We start from the raw sequence: 16,383 nt of genomic DNA on the forward strand, positions 1-16,383 counted from the left end.
GGTTACGGCGCTGGGTGCAGCCTGCCCTCACTATCCATGTTGATGGCTGGGTTCAGGTGTCTTGATTTGGGAAGTCGTTACGAAGGTGAGGCGTCAGTTCCGATTTGGGAATGACACTTTAGGTGCTTGTGGGACTTGAAGCTGGATCGAGAAGGTAGTCCAGTCTGAGTGAGCGCATCTCCTGCTCGAAGGCGGGATGGTCGGCATGGCTGTACTGGATGGCCTGCATTCCGGTGGCGCGGGCGGCTTCGACGTTTTCAGCGCGGTCGTCGACGAAAAGGATATTGGCTGGGGATGTGGCGAGGCCTTGGGCGGCTGCGTGGTAGATGGCGGGCTCGGGCTTGGCAAGTTTGAGCGCATAGGACCACGTGCAGTGGTTGAAGGCACTGAGCCAGTCGAAGCGCGCGAGAAGGCCTTCGCTCATGGCGTCACCGATGTTGGAAAGGATTCCGGTGCGAACACCGGCGCGCTGGAGGCTCTGAGCCCAGGTGAGCATGGGTGGGTTGAGTTCGCCCCAAAGATCGAGGTCGGCGGCGATCAGGCCGTTGATCTGCTCGGGGGTGAAGGTAGTCTCAGCGTGCGAGGCGACGTGGGCCCAGTAGGCGCGGGCGTTGAGAGTGTCGCGGTCGTAATCGTGGCGGTAGGCCCAGTAGCCGGCGTGGAGGGCCTCCTCGGAGAGGTCGGAGATGGCGCGCATGCGCTGCCAGGCTGCGGGATCGGGAGGGCCAGAGAGAACCATGCCGTAATCGAAGAGAACTGCCTGAATGGGGTTCATGGGTTGGGTTCTATTTTAGGAGAGGTTTGTGGCGATACGGTTAGCATGTTGAGGTGAGGCAAAGGTTTTCAGCAAGGACGGGGTGGGACACGAGGGAGAGCCGGTTCGCTGCGGCGATTCGGCAGGCGAGAGAGAGTGGGCGGAGGCTGCTTGATCTGACAGTGTCGAACCCTACGGTCTGCAGGTTTTCGTATGACGCTGAGGCGATCCTGACGCCGCTGGCGGATGCAAGGGCGTTAGCCTATGATCCCGATCCGCGGGGGATGCGGTCCGCGAGGGAGGCCGTCGCGGAGTACTACGCAGGACACGGGGCGGCGGTCGATCCGGATGCGCTGGTCCTGACGACAAGCACGAGCGAGGGGTACGGGTATCTCTTTCGGCTACTCTGTGACGCGGGGGATGATGTGCTGGTCGCGCAGCCGAGCTATCCGCTCTTTGATTTTCTGGCGGACCTGGAGGACGTGCGGCTGAAGCCCTACCCGCTGTTCTATGACTACGGGTGGTGGATCGACTTTGCTGAACTGGAGCGGAGGATCGGGCCGAGGACGCGTGCGATTGTCGTGGTGCATCCGAACAATCCCACGGGGCATGGGACGAAGCACTTGGAGCGTGAGCGCATGGAAGATCTGTGCGCGCGTCACGGACTGGCGCTGATCGTGGACGAGGTCTTTCTCGATTACCCGATTGGAAAGGCGGAGACTGAGAGGTTGGTGAGCTTCGCCGTGGGGTCGCATCCGGTACTGACGTTTTGCCTGAGCGGAATGAGCAAGATCGCCGGACTGCCGCAGATGAAGGTTGGATGGATCGCGGGCTTTGGGCCGGAACAGGATCGGGCAGCTGCCACCGCACGGTTAGAGGTGATCGCGGATACGTTCCTTTCGATGAATGCTCCGGCGCAGGTAGCCCTGCCACACTGGCTGGCGGGGAGAGAGACGATTCAGAAACAGATACTTGAGAGAGTTGCAGTAAATCTCACCAGAATAGAAGCTTCTGGCGTCGAGCACCTTAAAGTGGAAGCGGGATGGAGTGCGGTATTGCGGCTTCCTCGGGTGGGGCTTGGGGCTGAGGAGTTATTGGCTTCGTCGGATGTTGTCGTGCACCCCGGAAGCTTCTATGGGATGAGCGATGAGGGTCGGATAGTCGTCAGCCTGATCACTCCGGTCGAGGAGTTTGCGGAGGGAATTAGCAAGATTGCCAGGAATCAAGGTAAACAATAAGCCTCTTGATTCTCGTCATGTATTACTCGATATTATTCTATTTATCTACTGATTATACGACTCTTACAGGAATGGATTGCTTTGCCTTTCCCTTCCGATGGTTGTGGTAGGGCCATGGCCGGGTATGACGAGAGTGGTGTCTGGCAGGGTGAGGAGTTCGTTGTGGATTGAGGTCACGAGCTGGCGGGTATCGCCTCCGGGAAGATCGGTTCGGCCTACAGAACCGGCGAAGAGGGTGTCGCCTGCTAGCAGCAGTGACTCTTGAGGCAAATAAAGGCAGACGCTGCCCTGAGTATGACCGGGCGTGTGGAGGATCGAGCCCGAGAGTCCCGCGATGGCGATGGTCTGACCGTTGGTAAGTGGGGCGTCTGGCGCTGCGACCTCAGGGGTTTGGACACCGAGCCAGGCAGCCTGAATGTCCATCATTTTGACCAGCGGGAGATCGTTCTGGTTGTAGAGGATCGGGGCGGCGGTGAGCTTTTTGAGGTGATGGGCGCCGGCGATGTGGTCGATGTGGGCGTGGGTAATGATGATCTGCTTGACAGTGAGTCCATGGCGTTTGATAAGGGCGGCGATGCGGGGAATGTCGTCGCCGGGATCGATAACGATGGCTTCGCGGGAGGTCTCGTCGCCGAGGATAGTGCAGTTGCACTGCAGCATCCCTACGGGAAGTGTTTCTCGGATCATGGCTCCATTATCGCCCGATGACGCGCATGAAGAATGCGCAGGCCAGAGGCCTGCGCATTGATTACTTGCCTGAAGGCGATTACTTCTTCGGAGTGCTCTGTGTCGTGGGATGGCCGGCGAGCACGGAGCGGTCGGCACTGGCGCGCGAGAGCAGGATCGTGAGGCCGATGGAGGTAAGCATGAAGATGATGGCCGAGTAGGTGGTGAGGCGCGTGAGAAGATTGGCTGCTCCACGGGGGCCGAACGCCGTCTGTGAGCCCTGGCCGCCGAAGGCTGCTGCGAGGTCGGCCGATTTGCCCTGCTGGAGCAGGACGACTCCGATGAGGAAGAGCGAGACGATGATGTGCAGAACTACAAGAAGAGGAATCATGGAATGAAGCGAGCAGCCTTCCAGAGAATGTGTTGGATTGGTGCGGAGGAGGGGACTTGAACCCCTATGCCTTGCGGCGCAAGCACCTCAAGCTTGTGCGTCTGCCAATTTCGCCACCTCCGCGTTAGGCTCCACACTAAGGTGCCAGAAGAGCGGTGAGCAATCCGTAGACAAGTATAGCAGGGAATCGTGGTTCTCTGGGAGTCTTGGGTGACAGGGAAGGCACACATGTCTCTTTCTACGGCAAGACGTTACACTGCAGGTCTCTGGCGTTGATCTTAGGTAAATAGAGGGCATTGGATGCGTGCTGTTATGAGGATTGGCGTAGCGGTGTTGGCGGCTGTGTTGGCGAGTTCGGTGGCGATTGCGCCGGATCGTGTAATGGCAGCTCAGGCGAAGGAGCATAAGTGGGCGGTGGTGCTGCATGGAGGGGCGGGGGTCATCGAGCGCCAGTCGATGAGCAAGGAGATGGACGCAAAGTACAGGGCTGCGCTGCAGACGGCGGTTCAGGCGGCGGCGAATGTCCTGGATAAGGGCGGCTCGTCGCTCGACGCGGTGGAGGCGGCGATCAAAATCATGGAAGATGATCCGCTGTTCAACGCAGGGAAGGGCGCCGTGTTCACAGCGGAAGGCAAGAACGAGCTGGATGCCGCGATCATGAAGGGGGAGACGATGCAGGCGGGCGCGGTGGCAGGGGTGACGCGAACGCGGCATCCGATCTCTCTGGCTCGAGCGGTGATGGAGAAGTCGCCGCACGTGATGATGATCGGCGCAGGAGCGGATCAGTTCGCGGCGTCAACTGGGCTGGAGCAGGTCGATCCGAGCTACTTCTTCACGGAACGCCGCTGGCAGAGCCTGATTAAGCAGCTGAAGAAGGAGAGCCTCCCGATTCCGCCGCGGCCTGCAGGTGCGCCGCCGGCTCCGACCGGCGGGATGGCCGAGATTGAGCCTCCGGATGCTCACAAGTATGGGACGGTGGGGGTGGTGGCGCTCGACCGCGATGGGAATATTGCGGCGGGTACCTCGACTGGAGGCACGCAGGCAAAGCGGTGGGGCAGAGTGGGAGACTCGCCGATCATCGGCGCGGGTACCTATGCGTCGAATCAGTCATGCGCAGTTTCGGCAACCGGGACGGGAGAGTACTTCATCCGGCTGACGGTGGCGCGGACGATCTGCTCTTTGGTTCAGTACAAAGGAATGGACCTGCAGGCGGCTGTCGATGAGGTGGTGCAGAAGGAGCTGAAGGCGATCCACGGCGATGGCGGCGTCATTGCGATTGCTCCCGACGGACAGATGGCATGGAGCTTTAATACGCCGGGGATGTATCGGGCGAAGGTGATGGAGGGCAGGCCGGTCGAGGTGCAGATCTACGGTGATGAGAGGTAGCGGAGGACGCCGTCGTTATCAGGAGCAAGTGCAATTGGAGGAGGCGCTCGTGCAGCAGGTGCCGCAGACGAGCGTCAGTTGCTTCTTGAGAGATTGCCTTGCACGATGGACTCGGACGGCGGCATTTCCCGCTGTGATGCCGGTAGCATTGGCGACTGCTTCAAGCGATTTGCCGTCGAGTTCGACCTCGCGGAGAATCTCGCTGTATGTGGGCTTGAGTTTGTTGAGGGCCCCAAGAACGCAGTGACAGGTGCTGTCTTCTGCCAGAGAGTCTGGCTGGGTTTCGGTGGCGACATCCTGCGCCCAGCCATCGAAGGCGCGGTCTTCAGCGGCGCGATGACGGTAGTGGTCGATGACGGCGTTGCGCAGAACGCGATAGAACCAGGCAACAATGGAATCTCCACTCCGCAGACTTGAAGACTTCTCCATGGCACGAACGTAGGCGCTCTGGAGGATGTCCTCCGCTGTGGCGCTGGATTCTACCCTCTTCCTGATGAAGCTCAGGAACTGGTCTCGTTGCTGAAATAGATCCGCAATTGTGTTTGTCGGCATAGTGCTTTGTATCGTGGCAGGCTGGCGCAGGGGATCCTGCACCAGCCGCACTACTAATTGGATGCAGGACAACCGCAATTGTCGCCGCAGGGACAAACGGGGCCGCAAGTGCATAGTTTCTGATCGAGCATTAGGGTTCTCCTTTGGCCGGACTTAATCCGAACACCCATGCTGACGCATGAGCCGTGAAAACCTTACAGTCGTGGAGTTCAGTGGCTAAACGACCCGCGGAAGTGCAGCTAAAAGTGATCCGTAAGTTCCTTGAAAGATGCCAGCTCGAGGAGGTTCTGGCCGGGCGGGGGCTGGTTCACGGTCTCGTGTTCAAGAACCCACGTGAAGTCGTGGGGGATGAAGACGGCATGCAGGCCGGCGGCGAGAGCGGGATTGATATCGGAGCGCGGGCTGTTGCCGATCATCCAGGTGTCACTGGCCTCACAGCTGTGATGTGCGGCGAGCGAGAGGTATGCCTCGTTATGCTTCTCCGGTAACACCTCGACAGCACCGAAGTGGGAGGCAAGGCCGGAGCGTTCGAGCTTGCCAGTCTGTTCGGAGGGGTTGCCCTTAGTGACCAGGATGAGACGGTGACGAGTGGACAGGTCGGCCAGCGTCTCACTGACGCCGGGGAGAAGCTCGACTGGTTGCTCGGCTATGGCCTGGGTAAAGCTGACGATGCGCTGATGCTTCTCCGGTGTAATGGGTGTCTCACTGAGTTGCTCGAAGCAGTCCACCAGCGAGCGGCGAAAGCTCTGGAGACCGTAACCGTGGGCCGCGATGGTGGCGCGCTCACAGTGGTTGAGGTGCTCGCGGACCTGCTCGGTGGTGTAGGTACGGTGGTCGAGGTAGGAGATGAAGGAGGCAATGGCCCGCTCGAAGTAGATGTTGTTCTCCCAGAGCGTATCGTCGGCGTCGATGAGCAGTGTCTGATTGGCAGGACGGCGGAGAAGATTCGAGGGCGACACAGGACGATTATACGGGTTGCCTGACTGGGTAACACGACTAAGGTGGCATGCCGGTAAGAGAAGACCAGCGGGTATGATGAGGTCGCTGCAGCAGAGATTTGAGCCTGGCATCTTCCAGGAATTTGGAGAAGAGAGGCTTCACAACGCAATGAATCCTGAAGCGGGCCAGAAGTTCGGACCGTATGAGATCCTCGGTCGCATTGGCGGCGGTGGCATGGGTCTGGTCTTTCGCGCGTGGGATGAACGCCTGCACCGCGAAGTCGCGATCAAGCTGCTCTATGAGGATTACCGGATTCCCGGCACACGCGAGCGCTTCATGCAGGAGGCGCGGGCAGCCTCAGGGCTGAACCATCCGAATATCTGCACAATCTTCGATATCGGCGAAAAGGACGGCGACCCATACCTGGTGATGGAACTGCTGGAAGGCGAGACGCTGAAGGCGCGGATTGCCCGTGGCGCATTGTCCAGCGGTGAGATCATCGAGTACGCGCAGGAGGTCGCCGATGCGCTGGGCGAGGCCCATGCCAAAGGGATCGTTCACCGCGACATCAAGCCGGCAAATATCTTCCTCGTCAAAAAGCCGAACGGAGTGCAGGCAAAGGTGCTGGACTTCGGTCTTGCGAAGATCGGCCTCAATCAAGGTGGAGGCTGGCTATCGCGATCGCTCGATCTGACGCTCGCTGGCGCTACAGTGGGTACGTTGGCCTACATGTCGCCGGAACAGGCTCGCGGCATGGAGCTCGACGCTCGCTCCGACCTGTTTTCGCTCGGCGTAGTGATGTACGAGATGGCGACGAGACGGATTCCGTTTAGCGGCACGACGAGCGCGCTTATCTACAGTCAGATCCTGGAGCATGAGCCGGATTCGATCCGAAGTTGGAACGAGTCGATTTCGAAGGAGCTTGAACGGCTGATCCTGAGGCTGCTCGCCAAAGACCGCAAGGATCGTTTTCAGACAGCGGGCGAACTGCGTGACGCGCTGGCAAAGATGGTCGACAAGCGCGGCGTGCTCGGATGGCTGAAGAAGCCGAGTGCAGCGCCTGTTCCGCTGGTGCAGGCGATCGAGCCCGATGTGCGGCCGCGGCGTCCGGTGCGGAAGGCTCCGGATGCTCCGCAGGAGATGGAGCCGGGAGCAGTGCAAACGGCGAAATCGGAGTCAAGCGCGGACAATCTCCTGATTCGGCCACGTCGCATACCTGCGGCGCCTGGCAGCCGTGACAAAGGAGTGCTGCATCCGGTGGGTTTGAATGCCGTGACGACGGAAAGCGACGCAAACCATGCGCAGCCTTCTTCTGCGGGGCAGAGACGCGCCGCTGACAAACGCCGCGCGGTCCCGTCTCTCGCAAGAAGCCGCTCGGGCATAACGCAGTTTGAGTTTGGCATAGAGGACTCGACGGCGGAAGCATCAGCCAAACCGCGGGACGAGGCGGCACGGAAAGGTATGCGTCGTAAGGTGGCCGCTGCCTCAGCACTCGCAGTAGCCGTGGCAGGCGCGGGATATTTGCTGGTCAGGAGCGGAGAATTGCGGCCCGCGCTGCTTAAACCGAATGACAGTTTGCTGTTGGCCGGATTTCAGAATAGAACCGGCGAGGCCCTGCTGGAGAAAGCAGTTGGGGAGGGACTTGAGATTGACCTCCGGCAGTCGCAGTATCTGAATCTTCTCGGGAGCTCCGCCTATCAGGCTGGGCTTCGGCAGGTAGAAGACGATGGTGAGGTGGCCCCGCAGATTCTGGCGCAGACGGTAGCGAAGCGTGTTGGCTCCAAGGCATATCTGTACGGAGGGATACGCAGGCAGGGTTCGGAGTACGTCCTCAACGTTGATGCGTTGAATACGCAGTCGAACGACAAGCTGGCGAGCGTTGCGGAGACCGCCGCGTCTCGCGAGGAGGTTCCCGCTGCGATCGACCGGCTGGCGCAGAAGCTTCGCTCAGAGATCGGAGAGAGCAAACAGTCTATCGCCGATGCAGCGGCTCCGCTGGCAACGGAAGCAACGGTGAATCTTGACGCGCTGAACGAATATTCCGCGGGAGATGACGCGCTTGCGAGCGGGAGAACGGCTGATGCGTTGCACTCCTACCAAAGTGCAACAAAATCCGATCCGAAATTTGCCCAGGCACAGATGAAATTGGCTTGGCTGTATCGCAGTGAGGGAAGCGAGGTCGCATCGGCACGGTCGGCAGATCTAGCGCAAAAGGGCGCGCGGGACGGAAGCGACAAGCTCAAGCTCCTCGCTGCGTTCTGTTACGAGATGAATGTGAGTGGCGACTATAGCCTTGCGCTCACCACGATCCGCTTCTACGGTGAGCGATTCCCGCACGACTCAGAGGGAATGATCGGACTGGCCCGTGTGCTTCGGTTGCAGGGACACATGGTGGAGTCGTTGCTCGCGGCACAGCAGGCGTATGAGGTGGATCCCTACAGCGCCGAGGCGTATGACGAGGCGGAGCTTGCAATGCTGGGGCTAGATCGTTACGACACCGCGGCGCAGCTTGAAGCGCAGGCCGAGCGGCTCGGCGTCGCGGGTGGCCGGAATTTACTGGCCGCAGCCTTTCTTGCTGGAAGAGACGATGAGATCAGGAAATATGTTGGCACACTTCGAAGTCTTGATTCCCGACATATGTCCTATGGAGCGATGAGAGACTACGGACTCTATCTGGACAACACGGGGCAGATTAGCGCTGGCGAGGCGGTCTGGAAGTTGACGGCTGACGATGCAAGGCATGTGGAGGGACTCGGTTCCGCGAGCGCTCTCATGCTGGCCCAGGGAGCACTCGATAATGCGCTCGCTGGCAACTGCGCTGAGTCGCAGGGGCTTACGAGCGAGGCAAAGACGATGTCTGGCGGTGAGACGGCTATCTTCGATGTGGGGATGTCTGCTGCTCTGTGTGGAGATAATAGCGGAGCCGAGGATGCGATTCATTCTCTCCAGCAATCGTTCCCGCACAGCACCGCTGCTGTGCAGTACTTTGTGCCAGACCTGCAGGCGGCGATTTTGCTGCGGTCGAAGAAGTTTGGTGAGGCGCTCGTGATTCTGACGAGAGCTGAGCCGTATGACAGCGTTTCGCTGACACCATACCTGCGCGCCTTGACCAACGCGGCTATGGGACGAACGGAGCATGCGACTGCTGATTTCCGTTCTGTGCTGGAGCATCGAGGCGCTGCGTTTCTGCAGGGGAATAACGTCTATCCCATTGCTGAGATTGGACTGGCTCGAGCGCTAGCTGCCCACGATCACTCGGAAAGCGCAGCGGCGTACCAACGTTTCTTGACGCTGTGGAACAATGCCGAGAGTGGACAGCCACTTGTTGCCGAGGCCTCTAAGGCTTCCCGGCGGCCATGACGTTCCGCGCGATATCATCGCCGCATGAAGACACTGCCCAGTGAGATGCATAGCTGCCGCAAGGGGCCGGAGGCATGGTTCACCGGTACGCGGACGCCGAATACGCCACATAGTCAGGATGTTTGCGACGATGCTGCACGTTCGCCATTGGCCTTAACTGTGTTAGATTCGAGAGAGCCTACCTGATCGCGGAGAGATGGCCGAGTGGCTGAAGGCGCACGCTTGGAAAGCGTGTATACCGCAAGGTATCCAGGGTTCGAATCCCTGTCTCTCCGCCATTATCTATCTGGCTAAATCCTTCCAAATCAACTAAATATAACGAAATAAATGGCTTAGGTTAGGTCTGGAGAGTCTCCTTATTCCAGCATCTATGCCAGCGCAACGCCTTGAAGGCAAAGAACAGTTCCTGGCATCCGGGATTGGGGGTTGGTGCAGGACTGAGATCGGGATAGACCGGTGCACTGCTATCTTCCCCCATCCATCGACATTGCGTGCTCACCCGCATCCTGGGAAACAAGCGTGCCGCGCTTCAATGCTCGCTCTTTCATCATGACGAAGAACACGGGTACGAGAATAAGGACGTGGATCGTAGATGTGATCATGCCTCCAACAATCGGAGCGGCAATCGGCTTCATCACATCGGAACCGACACCGGACTCCCACAGAATGGGGATGAGGCTTGCGAGAACGGCACAGACGGTCATGAGTTTCGGACGGAGCCGATGTACAGCCCCTTCAATGGCAGCCTCTTCAACATCGGCATTCGTTAGCAGTTTCCTGGTTTGCAGCCGGCGTTCGAGAGATTCGTGCAGATAGACCACCATTACAACACCGGTTTCCACTGCGATCCCGAAGAGCGCGATATAGCCAACCGCGACCGCGACACTGAAGTTGTATTTGAGTAACCACTGGAGCAGCAGTCCTCCGCTCATGGCGTAGATGGTTGGGAAGATGAGAACAAGCGCCTCGGCAACCGAGTGGAACACGAGATACAGCAGCAGGAAGATGACAAAGAACACAACCGGAAGGATGAGTTGCAGACGCTGCCTGGCCCGCTGTTCCAATTCATATTCCCCTGACCACTGGAAGGAATAGTTCGCGGGTAAGGTGAGCTTGTCATGCAGGAGCTTGTCTGCTCTGGCGACGAAGCCGCCATAGTCGCTGTTCTTGAGATCGATATAGATGTATCCGGTCAGTGCGCCGTCTTCGTCCCGGATCATTGCCGGACCACGACTGAAGGAGACGCGGGCCACTTGTCCCAACGGAATCTGCGCTCCTGAAGGGGTGCCGATCAGTACTCCGCGCATCTTTTCAATGTTGTCGCGGAAGTCTCTTTGATAACGGACGCTGATGGGATAGCGCTCTCGTCCTTCGATGTTCTCCGCGATGTTCTCTCCACCGATACCGGAGGTGACTGCGGTTTGAACTTCTGCTACTGTGAGGCCGTACCGGGCAGCCTCTGCACGGTTGACATCGACATTGACGTAGAAACCTTGCGCGACCTTCTCAGAAAAGACAGATCGCAGTTGCGGCAGTCCAGAGAGGACCGTCTGAATCTGCGAAGCCAGTTGCTGGATGCCGTCGACATTCGGTCCTTGCACTTTCATGCCCAGCGGAGTCTTGATGCCGGTCAACTCCATGTCGAGACGGTTTTCTACTGGCATGGTCCAGGTATTCGAGAGTCCGGGAAACTGGAGCTTCTCGTCCATTTCCTGAATGAGTTTTTCGTAGGTCATCTCGGCGGGCCACTGCTCCCGGGGCTTGAGCATCACAGTCGTGTCGTACATATCGAGGGGCGCATTGTCGGTTGCGCTGTCTGATCTGCCAACGGCACCGAACACACTAGCCACTTCCGGTAAGCTGCGAAGGACGCGGTCCTGCTGCTGGAGAAGTACCTTCGCCTGCTCGATGGAGATGCCGGGAAGAGCGGTCGGCATGTACAAGGTTGAGCCTTCAAAGAGCGGCGGCATGAACTGGCTTCCCAGACGCGATGCAAGCGGAAACGTGACAACCAGGAAGATCAGATTGACTGCAATCGTGAGCCAGCGATGGCGAAGGCAAAAGCGCAGGACGGGCAGGTAAATTGCTTGGGTGATGCGAGAGATTGGATTGGCGCCTTCCGGTCGTAGCCGCCCTCGAATCAGCATCACCATCAGGACCGGCACCAGAGTAATGGCGAGGATGGAGGATGATCCAACTGCCAGGGTCTTGGTCCACGCCAGCGGGCGAAACATACGTCCTTCCTGCGCTTCGAGCAGGAAGACCGGCAGAAAGGAAACGACGATGATGAGTAGTGAAAAGAAAAGCGCCGGGCCAACCTGTTTGGCTGCGTTGATAAGTATCTTCTGCCGCTCCGGTTCCGATACCGGGTTAGCACCGTTTTCCTGCCACTCCGACAGATGGCGATACCCGTTTTCGACCATCACGATGGAGGCATCGACGAGCACACCGATTGCCAATGCGATGCCGCCCAGCGACATGATGTTCGAGCTCACCCCCAGCCAGTACATCGGGATGGAAGCCACCAGCACCGCGATGGGCAAGGCGAGGATTGCGATGAGCGCTGAACGGAAGTGAAAGAGGAAGACGATAATCACTAAGCTGACGATTACCGCTTCTTCCAGCAAATCGCGCTGTAGCGTTTTGATCGACGCGTCGATCAGAGCGGAGCGGTCATAACCCGGCATGATCTGGACGCCTGGTGGTAGAGACGGTGCGATCTCGCGTAGCTTCTGCTTCACTCCATTGATGACGTTCAGCGCATTCATGCCCTGACGCATGACGATGATTCCGCCGACGGTTTCTCCCTCGCCATTCCACTCTGCGACCCCTTCACGGATATCGGGGCCGAAGCTCACCGTTCCCAGATCGCGCAGTAGGACAGGTGTTCCGTTCTTGCTGCCGACCGCAACCGTAGCGAGATCATCCAGCGAGCGGAGATAGCCTAGACCCCGGATCATGTACTCTGCGCCGCTCAAGTCAAGAACGCGGCCGCCGACCTCGTTCGTGCTCATCTTTACCTTGTCGATGACCATCGACAGCGGAATGCCATAGGAAAGCAGCTTGTTGGGATCGAGCTGTACCTGATACTGCCGGACAAAGCCCCCGATGCTGGCGACCTCAGCAACTCCGGGCACAGTCTCCAGGGCATAGCGCAGATGCCAGTCCTGCAGGCTGCGCAGGTCGGCAAGACTGTGCTTGCCGCTCTTATCGACGATGGCATACTCATAAACCCAGCCTGCGCCTGTCGCATCGGGGCCAATCAACGGATGTACATTCTCCGGCAGGCGTCCGCTGATCTGTTGCAGATATTCGATGACACGCGAGCGGGCCCAGTAGAGATCAGTACCGTCCTGAAAGACAACATAGACATAGGAGTCACCGAACATGGTCTGCGCACGAACAGCTTTTACATGGGGCGCGGCCAGCAAGCTGGTCACAATCGGGTATGTCACCTGATCTTCGATGACATCGGGTGGCTCGCCTGCCCAGTTCGTATGGACAATGACCTGCACATCCGAAATATCGGGCAACGCATCCAGAGGCACATGCTGGAGCGACCAGATTCCTGCGAGTGTAAGCAGCAAGACGGCCGTAAAGACTAGGAAGCGATTGCGTGCGCAAACGTCGATAATTCTGGAAAGCATTACATGCCTCCTGTAGCGTTCACATGCAATTGCTTTGTTGCGATCACTTGTCCGTTTTTCTGCACCGTGATGGTCACCTGCCAGGTCCCTCCAGAGCCGAGCGAACCGCTCCCTTCATACAAGCCGTTGCCTTTGTCGCTGAGCTTCGTGGTTGTGTTCATTGCAGCCATGCCCATCGCCGGCATCGCAGCCATATAGAATGTGACCGTTATTTCTGCGCCCGTAACAGGCGCATTTCCAGCGCCGGTCAGATGCACACGGAAGGTGTTTGCACCCTTATTCGGCGGATTCGGATCGGTGGTGAAGTCGATGTTCGTCTGAGGCGCATTCGCCGGTGGAGCGTTGCTCCCGGCACCCGGAGGAGGCGGCACGAAGGAACCTGCTGCAGCCTGCAATTGACTTTCGGAGTCGATCAGGAAGCTCGCCGAAGTGACGATCGACTGATGCGCCTCCAGCCCCTTGAGCACTACAAAGTCGTCTCCGACGCGAGGACCGACCGTAATTTCCTTCGGCTCTAGGCTGCCGTTACCGTGATTCAGAAAGACTAACTGCCGCGTACCCGATTGAAAGACAGCCGAAGCAGGCACGATGAGCTGACGCCCCAGGCTGGTTTTCACATCGACATTCACGAACATGCCCGGCTTCAGCTTGAGACCGGGATTGGCGATCGACAGTCGCACGCGCACCGTGCGCGTCGCCATGTCCACTTGCGGCAGGATCTCTTCGATCTGGCCGGAGAATGTACGACCCGGATAGGAATCGACAGTGATCTCTGTCCTATCACCCGGCTTCAGCCGGCCAATATCGTTCTGGAATACCTGGGCATAGACCCATACCCGCGACAGATCGGCAACGGTGTAGAGTTTGGTCGAAGGTTCGGCATACATATTGGGCAGAGCATTTCGCTCGGTGATGTATCCCGAAACCGGCGAGTTGATGGTGAGATCAGTAATTGGTTTGCCCGTCTGCTTGAGCTTTGCAATCTCACTCTGCGGAACCTCCCACTGCTCCAGACGTTGTTCAGCTGCGGCAGACAATGACTCTGCTCCGGATGCCACTCCGTCCACCGTACTGGTGCTCAGAGCCTTCCGGTTTTGCCGCGCAAGCAGAAATTCCTGCTGAGTTGCCACCAGATCAGGGCTGTACACGGTGAAGAGCGGTTCTCCTTTGCGAACATATTGATACGTGGCATTCGCAAAAACCTTACGTATATAGCCAGGAAAGCGCACCTGCACATAGGAGAGAAGACGCTCATTGATGTCCACCGTGCCGGTCGCACGTATGTCGTCACTCAGTTGCTTGTACTCTACCGTACCGGTCTGCACGCCGATGCTCTGCATCCGCTCGGGCGTGAGTTGGACGGGAACGAGCGGCGTCTCCATCTTTTGTTCCGACATGGATGGTGCTGACTCCTGGGTGGTTGAAGATGGTCCGGCAGCCACGGGCTGCACAACCCCGGACATCGGCATATTCATCGCTTTGGGCTGTTTCACCAAATGGGAACGGTATGCCCAGATCCCTGCGACAACTGCCAGGACAACGATCCAGACGAGAGAGGTCCTTAAGACATATTTGTTCATCGCAGTGTCACTCCTGTCAGCGATTCGAGATGGGCTAAGGCAGTCTCGTGATCCACGAGTGTCTCCGCGTATTCGAGCTTCAGGTTGAGAACGTCTGTGAAGTACGAAAGGAGATGAATGAACTGTTCGCGATTGGACGCGTAGGCACTCAGTGTTGCTCGATATGCCGCATCGGACTGTGGTATCAGGCCATCCTGATATTCCTTCAACAGCTCTTCATCGCTTGTCGCTTTGACATACTCCTCTTTCACCTGTGCGAACTCCTGCTGCAGATGCGCATCGAGAGTCTGTTGTGACTCGGCACGCTTTTCGGCAGCTTCGGCGACCTCCGCATTTACCCGTGCTCTGCGGGGAAGGCGCACATCGAAGGTGAACACGTAGTAGTCGCGGTATTTGCGGTCGGTGTTCTGGTACATATAGCCGACTTCAAAATCCGGCTTCCCCTCGCGCTTCGCGGACGCTACCTGCGCATCCTGCTTCCGGATGGAACTCGCGTCCACCTGGATCTGAGGGTTGTTCTGCCGAACCATCGCAAGAAGCTCATCAGAAGTGCGTTTGAGCGGAGTTTCAATCAGGTCTTCCGTAACAATGTCCGACGTCCCCTGGTCCCGACTGAGCAAGCCCTTGAGATGTGCCTGCACCTGTCCCATCTGCTGATGGTGCATCGTGATCTCTTTCACGATCTTGGTTCGGTTCACCTGGGCCTGTAAAACATCCTGCTGCATCCCTTGCCCGACCTGATAATGGGCCGTAGCATCCTGAATGAGCTGGTCAAGAACAGACTCGTTTTGCTGCAGGATGCCAAGCGTCTGTTGCAGATAGGCCAGTTGGAGATAGTCCGCCTTGATCGCGTCGGCGATGCCGATTTTCGTTACTCCAACCTCGGCTTGTTTCGTGTCAGCATCGCGATTGGCTACTTCACCTCGCAACCTTAATTTCCCCGGATAGGGCAGCTCCTGTGACGCTCCGACGCCGATGTAGGCGAAATCGCTGTTGGTGTATCCCGCAAACGGCTTCGGACTGCCGACACTGAATTGCTGGTAGGTGAATTTCGGGTCCGGTAGCGTCGTCACCTGCGGCGTCATCTGCCTCGCAGCTCGTGCTCCATGATCGGCAGCGGAGATCTGCGGGTTGTTTGTCTCAGCCTCGGCTAAAAGCTGAGAAAGAGGCGTAGCCGTGCCTGCTGCTTGCTGTCCGAAGGCGGAAAGCGCGCTCGCAAGCACGAGCGTGGCGGTCGCCAAAGAGACCACGTTCATACCAAGCTCCAATCTCGATTGCAGTACAAGACATCGCCCGGCACACACAGAACACGTATGCGCACTCGGCGAAGGCAGAGTGCGAGAGAGGGGCTACCTAGATTCTGAGTACGGAGATGGACCTGGGTGGGGATTGCGGAGGTGAAAACTCAGGGTGTTCTGCCCGCCCGGCCAACACCGGGGTCGGATTCCAAAGATCCGCGATGAACAGATGTGTTACCGCGGCTTTATCTGGATGGAAATCTATAGCTTTGGATTGAAGGGCATCGGAGTGAGTGGCCCGAACGTCCTTCTGGCAGCAACCATGCGAGACAGGCATCTCCATCTGTCCGCATTGGTTCTTCATCATGCGGCAGCAGGCACGCTCCTGTTGCGTAAGCTGCGCTTCAGGCGTTATGCATGCCATAGCCGGAGCCAGCCACGACAGCAGCAGCAGGACAAGCGCTCCGAATTGGCGAACTGATTTCATTGCCTCCCATACAGCATAGCGCGTTCACGGAGTCGAGGCCAGTCGAGGCGTTCTTGGCTGCCAGCCCGATCAGCATGACCAGCCCGATTTGCGAATAAACGTCACTCTCGATCTGAACCATGAAAGGAGGCAAGAAGGCGCTGAA

Annotated in this window: 12 protein-coding genes and 2 tRNA genes; 4 read left to right on the forward strand and 10 right to left on the reverse strand. The window is 58.2% G+C overall.

Annotated features, from left to right (window positions below; translation table 11 throughout):
• Window positions 1–118: 118 nt before the first annotated feature.
• Complete coding sequence (locus tag OHL16_RS03745; RefSeq protein ID WP_263365724.1) at window positions 119–775, reverse strand: HAD family hydrolase; 657 nt, start codon at window positions 773–775, stop codon at window positions 119–121.
• Between the two features lie 53 nt (window positions 776–828).
• Between OHL16_RS03745 and OHL16_RS03750 the strand changes: the two genes are divergently transcribed.
• Window positions 829–1,992, forward strand: a complete 1,164-nt coding sequence (locus OHL16_RS03750) for a pyridoxal phosphate-dependent aminotransferase (protein WP_263365725.1) — start codon at window positions 829–831, stop codon at window positions 1,990–1,992.
• Between the two features lie 63 nt (window positions 1,993–2,055).
• Here the strand turns inward: OHL16_RS03750 and OHL16_RS03755 are convergent, their stop codons facing one another.
• The 3 genes from OHL16_RS03755 to OHL16_RS03765 all read right to left on the reverse strand — a co-directional run bounded on the left by OHL16_RS03755 (window position 2,056) and on the right by OHL16_RS03765 (window position 3,172).
• The gene (locus OHL16_RS03755) at window positions 2,056–2,679 is read right to left on the reverse strand and encodes an MBL fold metallo-hydrolase (RefSeq protein WP_263365726.1); all 624 of its coding nucleotides are present in this window, start codon (window positions 2,677–2,679) and stop codon (window positions 2,056–2,058) included.
• A 79-nt stretch (window positions 2,680–2,758) separates the two neighbouring features.
• Window positions 2,759–3,049 (reverse strand): preprotein translocase subunit SecG, encoded by a 291-nt coding sequence (gene secG, locus OHL16_RS03760; protein ID WP_263365727.1) that lies wholly within the window; start codon window positions 3,047–3,049, stop codon window positions 2,759–2,761.
• 38 nt (window positions 3,050–3,087) lie between these two features.
• Window positions 3,088–3,172 (reverse strand) — tRNA-Leu (locus tag OHL16_RS03765).
• Window positions 3,173–3,349: 177 nt separating this feature from the next.
• Here OHL16_RS03765 and OHL16_RS03770 point away from each other — a divergent pair.
• Window positions 3,350–4,435: an isoaspartyl peptidase/L-asparaginase family protein gene (locus OHL16_RS03770; RefSeq protein ID WP_263365728.1), complete on the forward strand. Its 1,086-nt coding sequence runs from the start codon at window positions 3,350–3,352 to the stop codon at window positions 4,433–4,435.
• A gap of 18 nt (window positions 4,436–4,453) precedes the next feature.
• On the opposite strand, the gene OHL16_RS03775 is transcribed toward OHL16_RS03770, so the two are convergent.
• Both OHL16_RS03775 and OHL16_RS03780 read right to left on the reverse strand, forming a co-directional pair.
• Window positions 4,454–4,987 (reverse strand): RNA polymerase sigma factor, encoded by a 534-nt coding sequence (locus OHL16_RS03775; protein ID WP_263365729.1) that lies wholly within the window; start codon window positions 4,985–4,987, stop codon window positions 4,454–4,456.
• 239 nt (window positions 4,988–5,226) lie between these two features.
• Complete coding sequence (locus OHL16_RS03780; RefSeq protein WP_263365730.1) at window positions 5,227–5,946, reverse strand: HAD family hydrolase; 720 nt, start codon at window positions 5,944–5,946, stop codon at window positions 5,227–5,229.
• Between the two features lie 73 nt (window positions 5,947–6,019).
• Here OHL16_RS03780 and OHL16_RS03785 point away from each other — a divergent pair, with 73 nt between their 5' ends.
• A complete protein-coding gene (locus tag OHL16_RS03785; RefSeq protein WP_263365731.1) occupies window positions 6,020–9,286 on the forward strand; it encodes a serine/threonine-protein kinase in 3,267 nt (1,088 codons plus the stop codon).
• A 190-nt stretch (window positions 9,287–9,476) separates the two neighbouring features.
• Window positions 9,477–9,564, forward strand: a tRNA-Ser gene (locus OHL16_RS03790).
• A 186-nt stretch (window positions 9,565–9,750) separates the two neighbouring features.
• Here the strand turns inward: OHL16_RS03790 and OHL16_RS03795 are convergent.
• The 4 genes from OHL16_RS03795 to OHL16_RS03810 all read right to left on the reverse strand — a co-directional run bounded on the left by OHL16_RS03795 (window position 9,751) and on the right by OHL16_RS03810 (window position 16,371).
• Window positions 9,751–12,933, reverse strand: coding sequence for an efflux RND transporter permease subunit (locus OHL16_RS03795; RefSeq protein WP_263365732.1), 3,183 nt, complete (start codon window positions 12,931–12,933; stop codon window positions 9,751–9,753).
• Entirely contained in the window at window positions 12,933–14,330 is a 1,398-nt protein-coding gene (locus OHL16_RS03800) for an efflux RND transporter periplasmic adaptor subunit (RefSeq protein WP_263365733.1), read from the reverse strand. The genes OHL16_RS03795 and OHL16_RS03800 overlap by 1 nt, the downstream gene beginning before the upstream one ends.
• A 179-nt stretch (window positions 14,331–14,509) precedes the next feature.
• Entirely contained in the window at window positions 14,510–15,769 is a 1,260-nt protein-coding gene (locus OHL16_RS03805) for a TolC family protein (RefSeq protein ID WP_263365734.1), read from the reverse strand.
• A 386-nt stretch (window positions 15,770–16,155) separates the two neighbouring features.
• Window positions 16,156–16,371 carry an efflux RND transporter permease subunit gene (locus tag OHL16_RS03810; protein ID WP_263365735.1) on the reverse strand — a complete coding sequence of 72 codons (216 nt, stop codon included), beginning with the start codon at window positions 16,369–16,371 and terminating at the stop codon, window positions 16,156–16,158.
• Between the last annotated feature and the right edge of the window lie 12 nt (window positions 16,372–16,383).

The sequence above is a fragment of the Edaphobacter bradus genome, assembly GCF_025685645.1.
GTDB classification, from domain to species: Bacteria; Acidobacteriota; Terriglobia; order Terriglobales; family Acidobacteriaceae; genus Edaphobacter; species Edaphobacter bradus.